This window comes from Brasilonema angustatum, assembly GCF_059505445.1.
In genome coordinates, this window is record NZ_JCACKO010000060.1 from 14,490 (window position 1) to 30,039 (window position 15,550).

The window sequence follows — 15,550 nt, forward strand, 5'->3', positions numbered from 1 at the left end:
TGCAGGGAATTCCAAGTAAATGAAGATAATTTTGCTTAACAACTACAGCATGACTTTCGAATGGGAACAGTGGAAAAAAGAGAATTATCAATACCCTACTCATCATCTTTGGGGAGCTACAACACTACCTAGATATGGGATTAATGTTGATATACTACCTTATGAAAAATATTCTTTTTTGAAAAGAGTTAGTGAAAAAATCAAAGTATTAGGAGACTTAGATCAGGAAATTAGATTACTTTTCGGAAAATATGATTATGATATTATTTACTCGGCAAATCAAGGTTCTACATACCTACTTGCTATTTTACGAGCTATAGGTATTTTAAGAAAACCAGTGGTTACCATTCAACATCAATCATTTAAAAAGAATATCTGGAGCATATTATTTATAAAATTGATTTTATCTGGGTACGATAGACTTTTTTGCTTGAGCAGTGGACTAAAAGAGCACTTGATAAAGGAGTTTAATTTACCAGAAGAGAAAGTTTATTTATTAGAATGGGGAATTGATTTACCTTTTTATAATATTAAAAATGATGAGATTATTGACGCAAAAGAAGGAGAAAAAAATAGCTTTATATTGAGCGCAGGTAGAACATATAGAGACTACGAGACCCTCACAAAAGCTTTCAAAAATATAAGCTATGATTTGAGGATATATAGCGCTGGAGATACTGTCTTTCAGACAACTCCTGATCTTGATTGTAATGTTAAATTTTTTAAAAATTGCCTATCATGGCAAGAAATATTAACTGAACATGCAAAAGCTTATGCAATTGCTATACCTCTAGATACAACCCAGCCTAAATCATATATTAATGTGCTTGGAGTGACTAGTCTTCTAGATGCGATGGGTATGGGAAAAGCAGTTGTCATGACGAGAACTATAGAGCCTTGCATTGATATTGAAAAAGAAGGGATTGGAATTTTTGTTGAACCAGGAGACGAGAAAGGATGGCAAGAAGCAATATCCTATTTACTAGAACATCCAGATAAAACTCAGGAGATGGGAAACAGAGCTCGGCGTTTATCTGAGGAGAAATATAACTTAGAAGTTTTTACATCCAGATTATCTGAACTTTTGAAAGGTGCTTTGAGGTAGCAAGCCTTGTACACGGAGAGTCATTTATACTAGAAAGAATTTTGACATAGGTTTTCTCAATTTATATGCATTGGACAATAGCAGCACCGTTTATAAACCAACAGAACCTCGTTAACGAGCATTGGTTAACCCGAAATGTTCCTGGCGATCGCCACCAGTTCCATATCGTTCCACGTTCAAAACCGTTAGGAAACTGGCACAATCAGAAGTCTTCTGTGACTGGATTCAGAAGTTGGCTAATATATTGGCAACATGGTATGGAAGCGATGAAGGCGTCTGAGGGGGGCGTGATTACCCTTTTTCCTCAGCTACCAGCAGTCATAGGAATGCAACAACGGCTGACTGGTAAGCGTATTCCTGTAGTAGCTTGGTTATTTAATGTTGGCACCTGTTCTAGTGGAATTCGGCAGACGATCGCCCAATATAGCCTCAAAGACATTGATCGTTTTATTGTCCACACACGGCGTGAAATAGAGATCTACCACCACTGGTTGGGAATCCCAAGGGAGCGTTTTGAATTTGTTCCCTATCATCAATCAGAGATTCCCATAACTTATGAAGAGAATACGACCGATCCTTTTATCGCAGCACTCGGTTCTGCTCATCGCGACTTTTCCACCTTCTTTCAAGCAGTGGAAAAGCTCAACCTTCCAACCGTTGTCGCATCAAGCAAACATGCATTAGAAGGATTAACTATTCCACCGAATGTCAAAACACCATTCGGGATTGAGAGGGCAGATTGCTTACGTTTAGCTCAAGAGGCGCGGATCAGCATCGTACCTCTGCTTCCAAAGCCCCAAGTGACAGCAGCAGGACAAATCACTATTGTAGAAGCTATGCTCATGGGTCGTGCAATTATCGCCACCCGTTGTCATGGAGCAGAAGATTATATTCAGCATGGTGAGACAGGTTTGTTAGTTGAACCGAAATCTGTTGATGATTTAGTGCAGGCGATAGAAATGTTATGGAACGACCCAGCACTACGCAACCGTCTTGGTCAGGCAGCTAAACGCTATGCTGAAGAACATTTTTCTTGTGATGCAGCAGGAGCAGCTTTGGGCAGAATTCTAGATAAAGTTGCAGATACTGCAGGTATGAAATAACAATAATCTTATAGGACCCCTATAAGATTATTGTGAAAGTGCCTGCGCTTTGCGCTTAAAAAACTCAGTACACATCTACCTCCCTTTTTTGGCTATTGCCAGATGAGCTGTTGCCTGCCTCTACTTTGTAAGTTCACAGGATGGCTATATGAGTAGACCAATTTTTGTTAAACAGGGATTTACCATAATACGCAATATTGGTTTTTCCATTGTTTACTATTACAAAAAGTGGAGACAAGTCACAAAAAATATTACGGTTGGCTTGACTTTAGTGTTACTTTACACAATTCTCAGTAGTTGTTCGCCCTGGTTTGTAAACCAATTTGACATGGCTAGAAGCGCAGCAGCCACCACTATTGTCCCTCCTTTGTCTACTCGCGGTTCTACGATTATTGATGCCAAAGGTCGAGTCGTTCTGCTGCGCGGCGTCAACTGGTTTGGTATGGAACTAAAGGAGCATACTCCTCATGGGCTGTGGGTTAGAGATTACAAAGATATGCTTGCTCAGATGAAAAGCCTGGGCTACAACGTTATCCGCTTGCCTTATTCTGTGCAAGGACTGCGTTCTAGTAACATCAGTGGCGTCGATTTTTACATTGGCTCAAATAAAGATCTTCAAGGCAAGACTCCATTGGAAGTCATGGATCTGGTGATTCAGGAGGCTCAGCGTCAAGGATTGTTTATTCTTTTAGATAGTCAGACTCTTAAAGATGGTCAAATTCCAGAGTTGTGGTATGGTGACGGCTTTACAGAGAAAGACTGGATTGACAGTTGGACGCTGCTAGCAAAACGCTACAAAGGCTATAGCAACGTCATCGGGGCGGATCTGAAAAACGAACCTCATGGTCGTGCTAGTTGGGGAACAGGCGATCGCGCTACAGACTGGCGCTTAGCCGCAGAACGAGCTGGAAATAGTATTCTCAGTGTCAATCCAAATTGGCTGATTGTGGTGGAGGGGGTAGTCGAAAATGTCCCTGGTCAAAAACAGTCAAGGTATTGGTGGGGAGCAAATTTAGAGGGTGTCCGTAAATATCCAGTGCGTCTGCGAGTTCCCAAAAAGCTAGTGTATTCTCCTCACGAATACGGTAATTTAGTAGATATACCCTGGTTTAGGGAACGTACATTTCCCAAAAATCTGTATCAACGTTGGGAGATTGGATTTCAATATATTGCGACTCAAGGTATTGCCCCAATTTGGATTGGTGAATTTGGTGGATATCAAGTGGATACAAAATCTAAAGAGGGGATTTGGCAAAGGCAGTTAGTTGATTATATCGATCAGAAAAAGCTTAGCTTTACCTATTGGTGCTGGAATCCCAACAGTAAAGATACCGGAGGTATTCTACTAGATGATTGGAAAACTATTAATACTGATAAGCAAAAACTTTTGGGTCGGCTGCTGCGTTAACAAATGAGCGTCTGGTGCAGGAGATACGCTCCACTCCGTTCCGCAGATCTCCCTTGCCCGCTGCGCTAACAGAATGACAACTTTATACCTTTTTGGACTTTTAAAACATCCTCTGAAATGCCTTCACCAAAACTGATAATTTTTTATAATTTTCCTCTGATCAGGTGCTATTTTTAGCATATATTCATAATAATAACACAGTGTTTATATCAGTATTATAATAATATATGATTCAACACATAATACATGTATTGAATCATGTTGATAAAAAAATCTCAAAAATTTTTTACTAAACCTTTATCTTTTTCTTCAAATAAAAAACCACGCATTTTGGTAGTATCAATGCGTGGTTTTCATTCTGAGGTCTATCGCTCTGTTGACTTTGAATTTGAAGATCTTCTTTGTACTTTTGACTATGCTGATATACTCACTCCTACATTAGCTTATGGTAAAGCCAATTCACTCAAAAGAAAGCTATCAAACAATACAGCTAGAGCTTTTGTTAAAGGTAAACTTCTCAGTTCTGGTTGCATTTCCTCTGTTCTAGACAGAGAATACGACTTATTATTTTTTCTCTGCCAACACTTTTGGGATATCACTTCCATAAATTCTATTAAAGGATGGCGAGAAAAATGTCGAAAAACTGTTTTATGGATTGATGAAATCTGGGTAAAAGAAATGGAAGAACAGAAAACTAGACTTTGTTTGGAACTGGCGAAAGATTTTGATTATATTTTTACGACACTAAGTTCTAGTGTTGATGCTATTGCTAATCTGGTTCAGCGTCCTTGTATTTCTTTACCTTTTGCTGTAGACACTATAAAGTTTTGTCCCTATCCAGAACGACCTCAACGCCATATAGATGTTTATAGCATTGGTCGCCGTTCACCAATAGTACACAAAACTTTATTGGAAGTAGCGGAACGAAAAAACTTTTTATACCTATTTGATTCTCTGAAAGGTTTACAAATGGGGGACTATAAAGAACACCGAACTTTATATAGTCATTTGATTAAAAGAAGTCGTTATTTTATTGCTAATAAAGCAAAGTTTGATGCTATTCATCAAACAGGTGCTCAAGATGAGTTATGTTCTCGCTTTTTTGAAGGCGCTGCAGGCGGAGCTGTTATGATTGGGACTCCTCCAGTTTGTGAAGCTTATACAACTTACTTTAATTGGTCTGATGCAGTAATTCAAATTCCTTACGATCCTGCTAATGTAGCAGATATGATCACAGAACTAGATGCACGACCTGATTATGTAAATAGAATTCGTAAAGAGAATGTCATGAATTCGCTACTGCGTCATGACTGGGTGTATCGTTGGGAACAAGTTTTAAAGCAAGTAGGACTTGATAGCACGCCAGAAATGTTATCTCGAAAAACTGACTTAGCAAACTTAGCTGACAAGGTGAAAACTGAGTATTAAAGTTCTACCTAAAATCTGTTAGCAATTTGCACTCATTGGGTTCTTCTTCTTGTGTTCCTTAGTTATAGAGAACTTGAGTTTTTGTTTCAAAACTAGTATGAAAAAAGGGATATCATCTACCAAATATCTTTTCCACAATCTTTTTGGATCACAGAAAATTCTGAACAACCACTCGAAACCAACTTCACTCATCCACTTTGGAGATCTTTTCAAGTTTCCTGCTTCAAAATCAATAGTGGCACCGATCGCCATAAATATCTTTATATGGGGTAGCATACTCTTGTACTTGTATATCCACTTTTCTTGCTTTGGGGCACCAACTCCGATAGCTAAGACAGTCGCACCGGAGCTATTTATCATGTTAATGATGTTCTGACACTCTTGTTCGTCTTTTTCAAATCCAAAAGGTGGAGAATAGGAGGCAACAATAATATTCCTGCCTGTTTTCCTATTGATTTCATTTTGAGCTTTACTGGCTACCCCTATACCTGCTCCCAAAAGAAAGATTTTGATGTTTTGATTGTTCTTGTGATAATTATAGAAAGCCGGGAACAAATCTGAACCCGAGATCTTCTCTTTAATTGGCGTCCCCAAAAACTTAGATGCGTAAAGGAGTATTTGACTATCACAGACCTTATAGTCACCAATGCTATACGCTTGTAAAAACTCCGGGTCTTCTTGTAGTTTCATCAGATGATCGACATTGGGTGTAAACACTACCCCAGAGCGCAATTTATCCAACAGTTCTACTTGAGATAAATTATCGATCTCCAAGTTCAAAATTTTAACTTTATTCATGGCTTGCACAGTTACCCTTAGATCTTACTTTCGGTTAATTGACTCAGTAGACAATGACAAAGGAGAGAACATATTGAGAATTCGAGCATGCCCTGATTTTGTATTTCCATTTTAGTTGTGTATAGCACCTATCTTTCAGCAAATGAACAGATTTCAATGAAAGTTGTATGGAAATTGTGAACCTCAAGAAGATTTGGCGCGTCTACGCCCCAATCTGCCTCCGCCTGATTAGTCTGAATCTTCGATTCAGGGAGAAGGCTATTTTTTGTGAAAGCCCTATGGGCGTGATACAGGCGATCGCCCTTGGCAGCAACAGATGTCGCCTTTGAAAACACTGCACACTCCATGCTCGCGGCTCTGTTTCTATGATCAAATTGAGAACACCTAACTGAACTGGGTTTTTTTATAGCCGAATACAATATCTGCAAACTAGTATATTGGGGATGGAGCATATCATTCAAAACAACCAAAAAGCTGATAAGAAAAGCTTTTTGAGTTTTGAATAACTGAACAGGTGAATTTCCCAGGTAGTAGTTCGTCTCCCGTAAACATAAAGGACACACAATCGTGTCTGTGGAAGATAGGCACAAGAGGGTTACTTGCCTCTCAGATAAAGAATGTACTTTAGATATCAATTGGTTAAGCGTATTTACGATTGAATTTCGTTGAATTTTCCAATTTTACGGCTATCAATTTAAATTACTATGTGACAATTTATCATAAAAATATAAAGTAAAATCGTCACTTCACATATTTTTCATAAAAAAAAACGACATAATTTCAGTGTATCTACAGTGAGCAAGAGTCTAAAATATAGTTATATTAGGGCTTTCGACCAAAATTTGCACACTTACTAGGCATGTATGAAAATTGTGTAAAGCCATCATAAAATGAATACTGTATTAAGAAGAACATTGAAAAGGAAACAAATTTGTTCCAAATCAATAATTACACATCTTGCAAAAGTTAGATTTTTCCAAGTTCCCTGTTTCCTACTTCTGTAAGAAGTCTATTGTGTATGTTGTATCTGCTGTGCGCCAAAAGATTTTTGCAGATGCTACTTACAAAAGTCAGTACTTGAAGCGTCATATCCAGTATAATCTGATTATTTTATAAGAATACTCCAGATGTAGCTTAGAGTTTTCCTTTATTGCTTTAGATTATTATTACCAATAGATGTATTCCCCATGGTATAAATATTTTTCTCATCTATCTAACTCAGAATCTATGCATTGAAATTCTTCTTTCAAACTTTAGGTAATCTAGTCAAATAGAAGATGTGGAAATTGGTATTTTGATGTTAAATAGTGGATATTGCCAAAAGTTGACTAAAAATCATATCACTGTTATTTATTGAGGCAATATTCAGGAGTGAACGTGAACATTATTATTTCTCGTAAAAATGTATTTTCTTTGCTGAGTTTATCGGCTATGGCGGTTTTGGGAACCGGTTTATCTGCTGGTGCCCAAACAGTAAATACCACAAGCGCTCAGCAGTCAATCCAGTCTTCCAAAACTGATGCGTTTGTTAATCAGGTAAGTCCTGAAGTAGAAAGCTTCTACCCACCAGCTTTTAGCTCTAGTGCGGTAGAGTCCACTGCTGTACAAGATAATCATCTATCGTCAGTATCAAATGTAAATAACCAGCAGCAGTTACCAAGTAGCACACACCAAGCTAATAATAATGTAGTAACACCTGTTCCTGGGACAACAGCAACTTCATCTGCGGCACTTATAAATTCCCAGAATGCAGAAGCTCAATCATCAACTTCTGAGTCGTCTAAGTCTAAGGTGGCACAATCAGATATTAGTATTGACCCCGGCAGACCGACCCGTGGTGGTTCAAGTTATATTGGAATTGGTGGTAACATTGGTTTAGGTGGTAACTCTGCTTTGGGTGATGGTAACTTTATGGTTATCAGCAAAATTGGGCTAACAAATGCCATATCAGTGCGACCAGCAGCAGTGATCGGAGACAACACAACTATCTTAATTCCTGTAACCTACGACATTTCATTCAAACAGGTATCAGATCCTTTTGCTCAACCGTTACCTATTGCCCCATACATCGGAGCAGGTGCAGCTATCAATACTGGTGACGGCTCTGAAGTTGCCTTTCTTCTCACTGGTGGAATCGATGTGCCCATAACTCCTCGATTTACAGCAACAGCAGCTTTGAATGCCGCATTTTTCAATGATACTGATATAGGTTTATCAATAGGAGTTGGTTATAACTTTGGTCGTCTTTTTGGTTCATAAATAATACCATAAAGCCCAAAGTTACCACAGATGTGGCTTGACACAGAGTCATATCTTTGGTTTAAACGGTGGATATCAGTGAGGCAGCACGTAGAGAACAGTCTCACTGAGTTTCTCAACCCTAAAAATACACCTTGGAGAATTACCTTGCCTCATTCGATTCAACAAGCTCAACCGCCCCTGGAGTATATTCCCCAGCATTTTAATTTAGCAGTGTACCATATCGCCAAATGGGCACTGCCTGTTTTGCTGCGGTTTCGGACTCGACCGTGGTTACCAGCTGGTATTGCGGAGGTTGAAACTGTGAATGTCGAGAGGCTAGTTAATCTCTACCAACAATTTCAAGCTGGCAAAATTCGCTTTTTAATGGCATTTCGCCACTCAGAGGTTGATGATCCCCTTTGCATGATGTATTTACTTTCTCAGGCTGTGCCGAAAGTTGCTCGTAAAAGGGGAATTTCATTACAATATCCGACTCATTCTCATTTTATCTATGATCGGGGGATGACTCTGTGGGCTGGGGATTGGCTAGGTTGGTTTTTTTCTCGCTTAGGAGGCTTTCCGATTCATCGAGGTAAGCGGCTAGATAAGATTGGCATGCGGACAGCGCGGGATTTGTTTGCCAATGGTCAACTACCAATAAGTGTAGCTCCAGAAGGAGCAACTAACGGACATAGCGAAATTGTCAGCCCTTTAGAACCTGGTGTTGCTCACATGGGCTTCTGGTGTGTAGAAGATTTGCTCAAAGCTAACCGAACTGAAGAAGTTTTCATTGTGCCAATATGCAATCAGTATCGCTACATCAATCCATCTTGGGCAAAACTAGATTGGCTTTTGGGCAAATTGGAAGCAGATTGCGGCTTATCAGTGCAACAAGTTGGTGAATCAAACCTGGTTGAGCGAGAAAAAGTTTTCTATGAGCGACTCTTCCGGCTTGGTGAACATATCCTTTCCCAAATGGAGCAGTTTTACGCTCGCTTTTACCATCAAAGTACACCAGTCACAACGCAAATAGATTCATCTGAAAGTCGTAACCAGGTACTTGAGGCTCGACTGCAGACGGTATTAGATAATTCCCTACAAGCAGCTGAGCAGTTTTTTGGACTGGAAAGCCAAGGAACTATCATTGAACGTTGTCGCCGTTTAGAGTCAGCAAGCTGGGATGATATCCACAGAAAGGATTTGCCAAACTTAGATGCATTATCACCTATGGAGCGCGGCTTGGCAGATTGGATTGCTGAAGAAGCATCTTTGCGGATATTACATATGCGCCTAGTTGAGAGTTTTGTCGCAGTCACAGGAACTTATGTTCAACAAAAGCCTACTTTTGAGAGATTTGCCGAAACGTCCTTAATCTTATTTGACGTCATCGCGCGGATAAAAGGAGAGAAAAATCCTGAACGACCTCGGTTAGGTTGGCGAAAATCACGCTTAACAGTAGGTGAGCCAATTTCAGTAACAGAACGTTGGTCAGCTTATCAGACAAGTCGTCAAGCAGCAAGAGGCGCGGTTAATGATTTGACGCGAGATTTGCAACAGGCGTTCGAGAAGATGATTTGCTGAGGGTTGCTAACTTTAAACAGTTGGGGTATCAACAAATAAGTTTTGTCATACCGCCGACTGTCCCTGTTTAGACATAATATCCCAGTTGACTTTTATATAGCCCCGATCAATGTGGGCAAAGTGCGAACTCAATTGCTTATGGGCTTTTGGCAGCGCGTGGAACGGAATTGATGGATACAAATGGTGCTCTGCATCAAACGGCATATTCCACGTCAAAAATCGCACATACCAAAGCGTTAGCGTTGTACGCGTATTCGTAAGCAGATTAGCGTCAAGAGTACAACCTGTATGTTCCGCCAGCATAAGAAAACGCAGAATCGGCTGACCAACAACGAGCGGTAGCAGCCAATAAAGCACAAACCAAGGCTGTCTGACTGCAAATGAGAGCGCGATCGCCCCTGCATAAACTCCTAATTGCAATCGAGTGGATCGAATCACTTCACCTCGTGCTGTTTCTGGCACAAATGGGCAAAAGTGGTGCAATGAGCGATCAAGTTAGTTTTCAAGTAGAGTTAGCTAGCGTGAAACCCACACGTCAGGATTTTTCTGTTGGTTTTTCTCAGCACAAGAATAAGCGTTCATCATTAGCTTAAAATTATCAAATTGTGGCGACTCGTCTTGGCAAACGAAATCAGCTAAAAAAACAATTCCCAAAAAACATCTCGTTGTAACACTCAAAACTCACTCAACATGTCCAAAGAATTTGCGATTGGTAGTAAAGTCCGCGTCGTAGCCCTACCCCCCTACGTGAAAACTGCTGAACCTATGCCCATGCTCCGCCCCCCCGATGTGATTTACATTGGTGAAGAAGGGATAGTCCTTGACCGCCGTCCTGGGGGATACTGGGGTATTCGCTTTACAAAAGGAGCTTTTCTCCTTGATAGTCAATATATTGAAAGCGTGGAAACCGCTTCAGATTCTCAAGAATCTGAGAATAGCAACTAGAAATTGTAAACTTATTTTAAGTCGTGTTTCTGGTCTGTATATATAATGATTTCTCGTCGCACTTTTTTAAGCATATTATTTGCCACATGTTTAGCTGTCATCAGTTGGTTAAATTTTGTCCCAACTGCTGATGCACTCGGTGGTAAACTTCCCGCAATTAATCAAAGCGCCCCAGATTTTACTTTGCCAACAAACACTGGTAATGGTAAAATATCTCTTTCAGACTTACGCGGTAACTGGGTCGTCCTTTACTTTTACCCCAAAGACTTTACCTCTGGTTGTACCATCGAAGCTCGTCGCTTTCAGCAAGATTTACCCAAATACATCGAAAGAAAAGCTCAAATTATTGGCGTTAGCGCTGACGATATAGATTCCCATGCTGAATTTTGTGATTCAGAAGGACTAAAATTCCCTTTGTTAGCTGATACCACTGGTGCGGTGAGCAAGGCATATGGTTCTTGGTTGGGCTTTATGTCTGTGCGCCATAGTTTTATTATTGATCCGCAAGGGATTGTGCGTGAAACTTTTGTCAAAGTCAATCCAGTCATCCACAGTAAAGAAGTTCTGGCACGACTTGAGGAGTTGCAAAAAGCAGCATAGAAACTCCAGGCGCACGCAGAGAAACAACAAATAATCTGCGTGCATCTGTTGTTTCTCTGCGATTTGATATTTCAAAAAATTGACTTAGCCCACGAAGTTTCTTATTCTTGTGGCGCTGCTATACAAAACTTGACCAAACTTATTTAAAGCTAGCCATTCAACTAAAGTTTCCTTTAGAGGGTCTGCTTCTTGCTTCTACCAAGGGAGTCGGCTCCACGCCAGCCGCCTCAACGGGGGGAACCCCCGCACGGCGCTGGCTCTTCTTGTCCACAAGCGTAAATTCGGGTGTAGCCCACCCTATTTTTCAAACAAACAACTCTTTGAAGCTTTTAGCCATTGTTCAACCGTTATTTTCAGCTAATTTAACGAATCGTGGTATTCCGTTCGACCTTTTTACAGGCTAGCTAGTTTTGAATCGACTGTGGTTTGCGCTCCCAGAAAGTTTAGCCTTGGTTTTCGGCATTTTTCTCAGTATACAGATACAGATGATATAATGCAACGAAAAAACTTACTTGAATTGCTGAACTTTGAGCAGGTTCAACAAAGTTTATGGCTACCTAGTCAAACTCTGTAGAATGAAATAGAAACGCAAATTTTTATTGTTTGCCCCAATGGCTGCTAGCTGGTTGAAAGACGACTATGGACTTTGAACCCCAAACCACCACCCGAACTGTTTCACCAAAGGTTGAATTTGCTCCTGAACCACTTCCTCGTAAGCCTTTGGAATTGCTGCGAGATACTGAGGCTTTGTTGCGTCGTCCTACAGTCGGAGCAATTGTACCGATTTTATCTCCAAAGGTGGCTAGGCGCTTGCAAGCAGCTTCGTTCGTTGCAGAGGACTCTTTGCAAGATTTAGCTGAGATTGATTTAGATAAGATTAGCGATTGGGAACTGCAACCTGCACGCATTCGGGTTGGTTTAAGCTTTGTAGGGTTTGGGGCTTTGATGATAGTTGTGCTGTTGCTGTACCTCAACACGTTGCAGCCAGAACTAACTACAGTTCAGCAAATTGGGAAATATTGGTATCAATACGTCTGGTTTGTTTGTTTGGGCGTCGCGGGGATGTTTGTTCTCGGGCGAGAAGCAATGCGTTCTGCTCAACAGCAGCAAAATTCAAATAAATTATGAACCACAATCCTTTTATTGTTAAACCTGACTCTAAAATTTCTTTGAAAGATTATGATCCCGACTATACAGGTGATTTAAAAAAAAAGGCGGATGCACAAGGCAAATTACAAGCTGATATTCTACAGCTTCAAAAATACCAAAATGTTCTTTATGCTCAAAACACTTATGCCTTGTTGATCATCTTTCAAGCAATGGATGCTGCTGGTAAAGATAGTACTATCAAACATGTGATGTCAGGTGTCAACCCGCAAGGATGTCAGGTATTTAGTTTCAAGAGTCCAAGTAGTGAAGAATTAGATCATGACTATCTTTGGCGAAGTGCAAAAGCCTTGCCTGAAAGAGGTCGAATTGGAATTTTTAATCGTTCGTATTATGAAGAAACGCTTGTAGTTCGCGTTCATCCAGAAGTTCTAACAAAGCAACAACTTCCCCACATTCCAGATGGTAATCAAATATGGAAGCAGCGCTTTGAAGAAATTAATAATTTTGAAAAATATCTGGTAAATAATGGGATTGTTGTCTTGAAGTTTTTTCTTAATGTTTCAAAAAAGGAGCAGAAAAAACGCTTTTTAGACAGAATTGAATTGCCAGAGAAACATTGGAAGCTCTCCATCAGTGATGCTCAAGAACGAGCTTTTTGGAATGATTACATGCACGCTTATGAAGATGTTTTTAATCATACCAGTACTTCTTGGGCACCTTGGTACATTGTTCCGGCTGATCGTAAATGGTTTACACGCCTCGCCGTTGCGAACATCATTTGTACTAAGTTAAAAGAACTCAATCTGCAATACCCAAAAGTTAGTGAGGAGCATAAACAATACCTTTTGCAAGCCAAGCAAATGCTAGAAAATGAAGAGTGAACTTATGCATCGCCACCACTAAAGAAATTGCCCCGCCCCTGTACCGAATTTATCATGAATGTGGGCAATTATGAAAAAGCTCAAGAGCACTACGTTTTCATGAAGCGAAATTAACTTGCATGCTCCCAATCACTTAGTAACTCATGTTGCTGCTGCTTAGTCTGACGTGGACGCAAAGGTGTTAAAGGAGTACCAATATTCGTGTAGCGAAAAGACTTTTGTTTTTTCTTAGCGGATTCGTTGTCTTGTTTCTTGGAGTTGATTTCTAAGGTAGTCATAGCATTCACCAATATGGTTGTCGTTTCGGGATTTGTGATTTTTGAGGCATCGATAAATCTGCAACCATTGCTTGTCCTTTCATCTATGTGCTCAAATCTCTATTTAGATCATCACTCTGTGAAGACTAAATTCCGGAAAAAGAAAAAACAACAAACATAGACTCCTGAAGTTGCGCACAGAGTCTGTCTATTAAGTGACACTATTTTGATTTTATTTGAGCGGATTGATACAAAATTATTGCATTTGCTGCTCGTACAGCCTCAACTCACGAGACTCCTGTCGAATCTTGCCTAAACTAGCAGCCTCTTGCAACGTCATGAAAGCATTGAAATCTTCCAACTCATACTTTGTCTGAAGAAGATTTCGCAATTCTTCTTCCGCTGCAACACTGAGATATCCAGTTGCTATAGCCTTTTGAACCACGTCACGGATTAACATCATAGCCGGAAAAATTTATTAGATTCTAACAACTACAACTTCTTCATCAGAAGTTTCGTATTTATTATACAAATCTTTACAATAACTAAATTTAGCCTGAATCCCAGAAAATAGTGACGTTCTCTAAAATTGTGGTTATGTATAAATTTCCAGAAGATTTTTGCTGGGGTACTGCAACTTCTGCCTATCAGATTGAAGGCGCATATCGAGAAGGTGGACGTAAACCGAGTGTGTGGGATACTTTCAGCGCGACTTCAGGAAGGGTTTTGAATGGTGATACAGGTGCTGTAGCCTGCGATCATTACCATCGGTATAAAGCAGATGTGCAGCTTCTGGCACAATTGGGCATCAAACACTATCGTTTTAGTATTGCATGGACTCGCATCATTCCTGATGGCCGTGGCACAGTGAATGAAGAGGGCATAGATTTTTACAAACGTTTGGTGGATTATTTGCACGAATACGGCATCACTCCCCATGCAACTCTGTTTCACTGGGATAGCCCTCAAGCATTAGAAGACTTGTACGGTTCTTGGCAAAGTCGCCAGATGGCATACGATTACGCTGATTATGTCACGACGGTTGTAAAACGGTTGGGCGATCGCATCACTCATTGGATGACTCTCAACGAAACCCCCTGTTTTACCCACATGAGTTATGACGTCAAGCACAAACCACCCCACGCCCCTGGAAAACAAGTCAGGAGTAGAAAGGAAGTTTGGCAAACTTCTCACCATGCGTTACTTGCTCATGGGTTGGGATGTCAAGCCATCCGCGCTGCTTCACCTGTTCCTTGTCAAGTTGCTTTAGTCGATAACATTGCTGTCACAGTTCCGATCAACGAATCACCTGTGAATATCGCAGCTGCAAAAAGTGCTTTCCATACCTGCGGACAAAATGGTGGGATTATTTTCCCTGCCCTGACTGGGGCTTACAGTTCCGCAATGCTAGACAAATTAAAAAAAGATGCCCCAGATATAGAACCAGGTGACTTAGAAATCATTCACCAACCCCTTGATTGCCTTGGTCTTAACATCTACACTGGCACTTATGTTCGTGCTGCTGATAATGAATTAGGTTACGAATTCCTCAACTTTCCCAAGGGCTATCCACAAATGGATATGCCTTGGTTGAATATTTTACCTGAAAGTATTTATTGGGGCATTCGTCATATCAGCGAAACACTAGGGCGTGATGACTTACCAGTCTACATCACCGAGAGCGGCTGTGCGGCTCAAGATGAAGTTAGTGCAACTGGTGAAGTTCTTGATACTGACAGGATAATGTACTTGCGACAGCACCTCAAATCCGCGCATCGCGCCGTGAGTGAAGGATATCCTTTGAAGGGTTATTTCTTGTGGAGCTTGATGGATAATTTTGAGTGGGCTTGGGGATATTCCCGACGCTTTGGGATTGTTTATGTGGACTACGAAACACAAAAACGCATTCCAAAAGCAAGCTTTGAATGGTACGCAGAATGTATCCGTCAAAATCGAGTGGTTTAACAGTTATCAGTGAACAGTTATCAGTTATCAGCTAGAAAACGGACTCGTCCACCCCTTGTTCACTGTTTACTGTTCACTAGACCTCTTGCAAAAGTCAGAGATAATAAAGTGGGAGAGTTTTTACAGGC

The 15,550-nt window shown here is 40.5% G+C and carries 16 protein-coding genes; 12 read left to right on the forward strand and 4 right to left on the reverse strand.

Features of this window, described 5'->3' with window-relative positions; translation table 11 throughout:
* Positions 1-49: 49 nt before the first annotated feature.
* The 4 genes from AC5JM2_RS12715 (at position 50) to AC5JM2_RS12730 (ending at position 5,044) form a co-directional block, all read left to right on the forward strand.
* A complete protein-coding gene (locus tag AC5JM2_RS12715) occupies positions 50-1,105 on the forward strand; it encodes a glycosyltransferase (protein WP_495835236.1) in 1,056 nt (351 codons plus the stop codon).
* A 65-nt stretch (positions 1,106-1,170) separates the two neighbouring features.
* Positions 1,171-2,208, forward strand: coding sequence for a glycosyltransferase family 4 protein (locus AC5JM2_RS12720; RefSeq protein WP_495835237.1), 1,038 nt, complete (start codon positions 1,171-1,173; stop codon positions 2,206-2,208).
* Positions 2,209-2,356: 148 nt separating this feature from the next.
* Entirely contained in the window at positions 2,357-3,616 is a 1,260-nt protein-coding gene (locus AC5JM2_RS12725) for a glycoside hydrolase family 5 protein (protein WP_495835238.1), read from the forward strand.
* Between the two features lie 258 nt (positions 3,617-3,874).
* Complete coding sequence (locus AC5JM2_RS12730) at positions 3,875-5,044, forward strand: glycosyltransferase family protein (protein WP_495835239.1); 1,170 nt, start codon at positions 3,875-3,877, stop codon at positions 5,042-5,044.
* Positions 5,045-5,062: 18 nt separating this feature from the next.
* Here AC5JM2_RS12730 and AC5JM2_RS12735 read toward each other — a convergent pair whose 3' ends face one another.
* On the reverse strand, positions 5,063-5,842 hold the full coding sequence (locus AC5JM2_RS12735) for a WecB/TagA/CpsF family glycosyltransferase (protein WP_495835250.1): 780 nt from the start codon (positions 5,840-5,842) through the stop codon (positions 5,063-5,065).
* A gap of 1,377 nt (positions 5,843-7,219) precedes the next feature.
* On the opposite strand from AC5JM2_RS12735, the gene AC5JM2_RS12740 reads away from it, so the two are divergent.
* Positions 7,220-8,101: a hypothetical protein gene (locus tag AC5JM2_RS12740; RefSeq protein WP_495835240.1), complete on the forward strand. Its 882-nt coding sequence runs from the start codon at positions 7,220-7,222 to the stop codon at positions 8,099-8,101.
* Between the two features lie 147 nt (positions 8,102-8,248).
* Complete coding sequence (locus tag AC5JM2_RS12745; RefSeq protein ID WP_495835251.1) at positions 8,249-9,664, forward strand: 1-acyl-sn-glycerol-3-phosphate acyltransferase; 1,416 nt, start codon at positions 8,249-8,251, stop codon at positions 9,662-9,664.
* Positions 9,665-9,709: 45 nt separating this feature from the next.
* Here the strand turns inward: AC5JM2_RS12745 and AC5JM2_RS12750 are convergent, their stop codons facing one another.
* Complete coding sequence (locus AC5JM2_RS12750; RefSeq protein ID WP_495835241.1) at positions 9,710-10,102, reverse strand: fatty acid desaturase; 393 nt, start codon at positions 10,100-10,102, stop codon at positions 9,710-9,712.
* An 8-nt stretch (positions 10,103-10,110) separates the two neighbouring features.
* Here AC5JM2_RS12750 and AC5JM2_RS12755 point away from each other — a divergent pair, with 8 nt between their 5' ends.
* From AC5JM2_RS12755 to AC5JM2_RS12775, 5 genes are all read left to right on the forward strand, one after another.
* On the forward strand, positions 10,111-10,257 hold the full coding sequence (locus AC5JM2_RS12755; protein ID WP_495835242.1) for a hypothetical protein: 147 nt from the start codon (positions 10,111-10,113) through the stop codon (positions 10,255-10,257).
* Between the two features lie 97 nt (positions 10,258-10,354).
* Positions 10,355-10,609 (forward strand): regulatory protein SipA, encoded by a 255-nt coding sequence (gene sipA, locus AC5JM2_RS12760; RefSeq protein ID WP_495835243.1) that lies wholly within the window; start codon positions 10,355-10,357, stop codon positions 10,607-10,609.
* Between the two features lie 45 nt (positions 10,610-10,654).
* Positions 10,655-11,209 carry a peroxiredoxin gene (locus AC5JM2_RS12765; RefSeq protein ID WP_495835244.1) on the forward strand — a complete coding sequence of 185 codons (555 nt, stop codon included), beginning with the start codon at positions 10,655-10,657 and terminating at the stop codon, positions 11,207-11,209.
* Between the two features lie 639 nt (positions 11,210-11,848).
* Entirely contained in the window at positions 11,849-12,337 is a 489-nt protein-coding gene (locus AC5JM2_RS12770) for a hypothetical protein (protein WP_495835245.1), read from the forward strand.
* Positions 12,334-13,200, forward strand: a complete 867-nt coding sequence (locus AC5JM2_RS12775) for a polyphosphate kinase 2 family protein (protein ID WP_495835246.1) — start codon at positions 12,334-12,336, stop codon at positions 13,198-13,200. The genes AC5JM2_RS12770 and AC5JM2_RS12775 overlap by 4 nt, the downstream gene beginning before the upstream one ends.
* Before the next feature lie 110 nt (positions 13,201-13,310).
* Here AC5JM2_RS12775 and AC5JM2_RS12780 read toward each other — a convergent pair whose 3' ends face one another.
* Together AC5JM2_RS12780 and AC5JM2_RS12785 are read right to left on the reverse strand one after the other, a co-directional pair.
* A complete protein-coding gene (locus tag AC5JM2_RS12780) occupies positions 13,311-13,478 on the reverse strand; it encodes a hypothetical protein (protein ID WP_495835247.1) in 168 nt (55 codons plus the stop codon).
* A 235-nt stretch (positions 13,479-13,713) separates the two neighbouring features.
* Positions 13,714-13,920: a hypothetical protein gene (locus tag AC5JM2_RS12785; RefSeq protein ID WP_495835248.1), complete on the reverse strand. Its 207-nt coding sequence runs from the start codon at positions 13,918-13,920 to the stop codon at positions 13,714-13,716.
* A gap of 134 nt (positions 13,921-14,054) precedes the next feature.
* Here AC5JM2_RS12785 and AC5JM2_RS12790 point away from each other — a divergent pair, with 134 nt between their 5' ends.
* The gene (locus AC5JM2_RS12790) at positions 14,055-15,422 is read left to right on the forward strand and encodes a GH1 family beta-glucosidase (RefSeq protein WP_495835249.1); all 1,368 of its coding nucleotides are present in this window, start codon (positions 14,055-14,057) and stop codon (positions 15,420-15,422) included.
* Positions 15,423-15,550 lie beyond the last annotated feature (128 nt).

Bases quoted from the DNA above. Each gene is read 5' to 3' on its own strand.
- AC5JM2_RS12715 (WP_495835236.1), top strand. From the start codon at position 50: ATGACTTTCGAATGGGAACAGTGGAAAAAAGAGAATTATCAATACCCT.
- AC5JM2_RS12720 (WP_495835237.1), top strand. From the start codon at position 1,171: ATGCATTGGACAATAGCAGCACCGTTTATAAACCAACAGAACCTCGTT.
- AC5JM2_RS12725 (WP_495835238.1), top strand. From the start codon at position 2,357: ATGAGTAGACCAATTTTTGTTAAACAGGGATTTACCATAATACGCAAT.
- AC5JM2_RS12730 (WP_495835239.1), top strand. From the start codon at position 3,875: ATGTTGATAAAAAAATCTCAAAAATTTTTTACTAAACCTTTATCTTTT.
- AC5JM2_RS12735 (WP_495835250.1), bottom strand. From the start codon at position 5,842: ATGAATAAAGTTAAAATTTTGAACTTGGAGATCGATAATTTATCTCAA.
- sipA (WP_495835243.1), top strand. From the start codon at position 10,355: ATGTCCAAAGAATTTGCGATTGGTAGTAAAGTCCGCGTCGTAGCCCTA.
- AC5JM2_RS12765 (WP_495835244.1), top strand. From the start codon at position 10,655: ATGATTTCTCGTCGCACTTTTTTAAGCATATTATTTGCCACATGTTTA.
- AC5JM2_RS12770 (WP_495835245.1), top strand. From the start codon at position 11,849: ATGGACTTTGAACCCCAAACCACCACCCGAACTGTTTCACCAAAGGTT.
- AC5JM2_RS12775 (WP_495835246.1), top strand. From the start codon at position 12,334: ATGAACCACAATCCTTTTATTGTTAAACCTGACTCTAAAATTTCTTTG.
- AC5JM2_RS12780 (WP_495835247.1), bottom strand. From the start codon at position 13,478: ATGACTACCTTAGAAATCAACTCCAAGAAACAAGACAACGAATCCGCT.
- AC5JM2_RS12785 (WP_495835248.1), bottom strand. From the start codon at position 13,920: ATGATGTTAATCCGTGACGTGGTTCAAAAGGCTATAGCAACTGGATAT.
- AC5JM2_RS12790 (WP_495835249.1), top strand. From the start codon at position 14,055: ATGTATAAATTTCCAGAAGATTTTTGCTGGGGTACTGCAACTTCTGCC.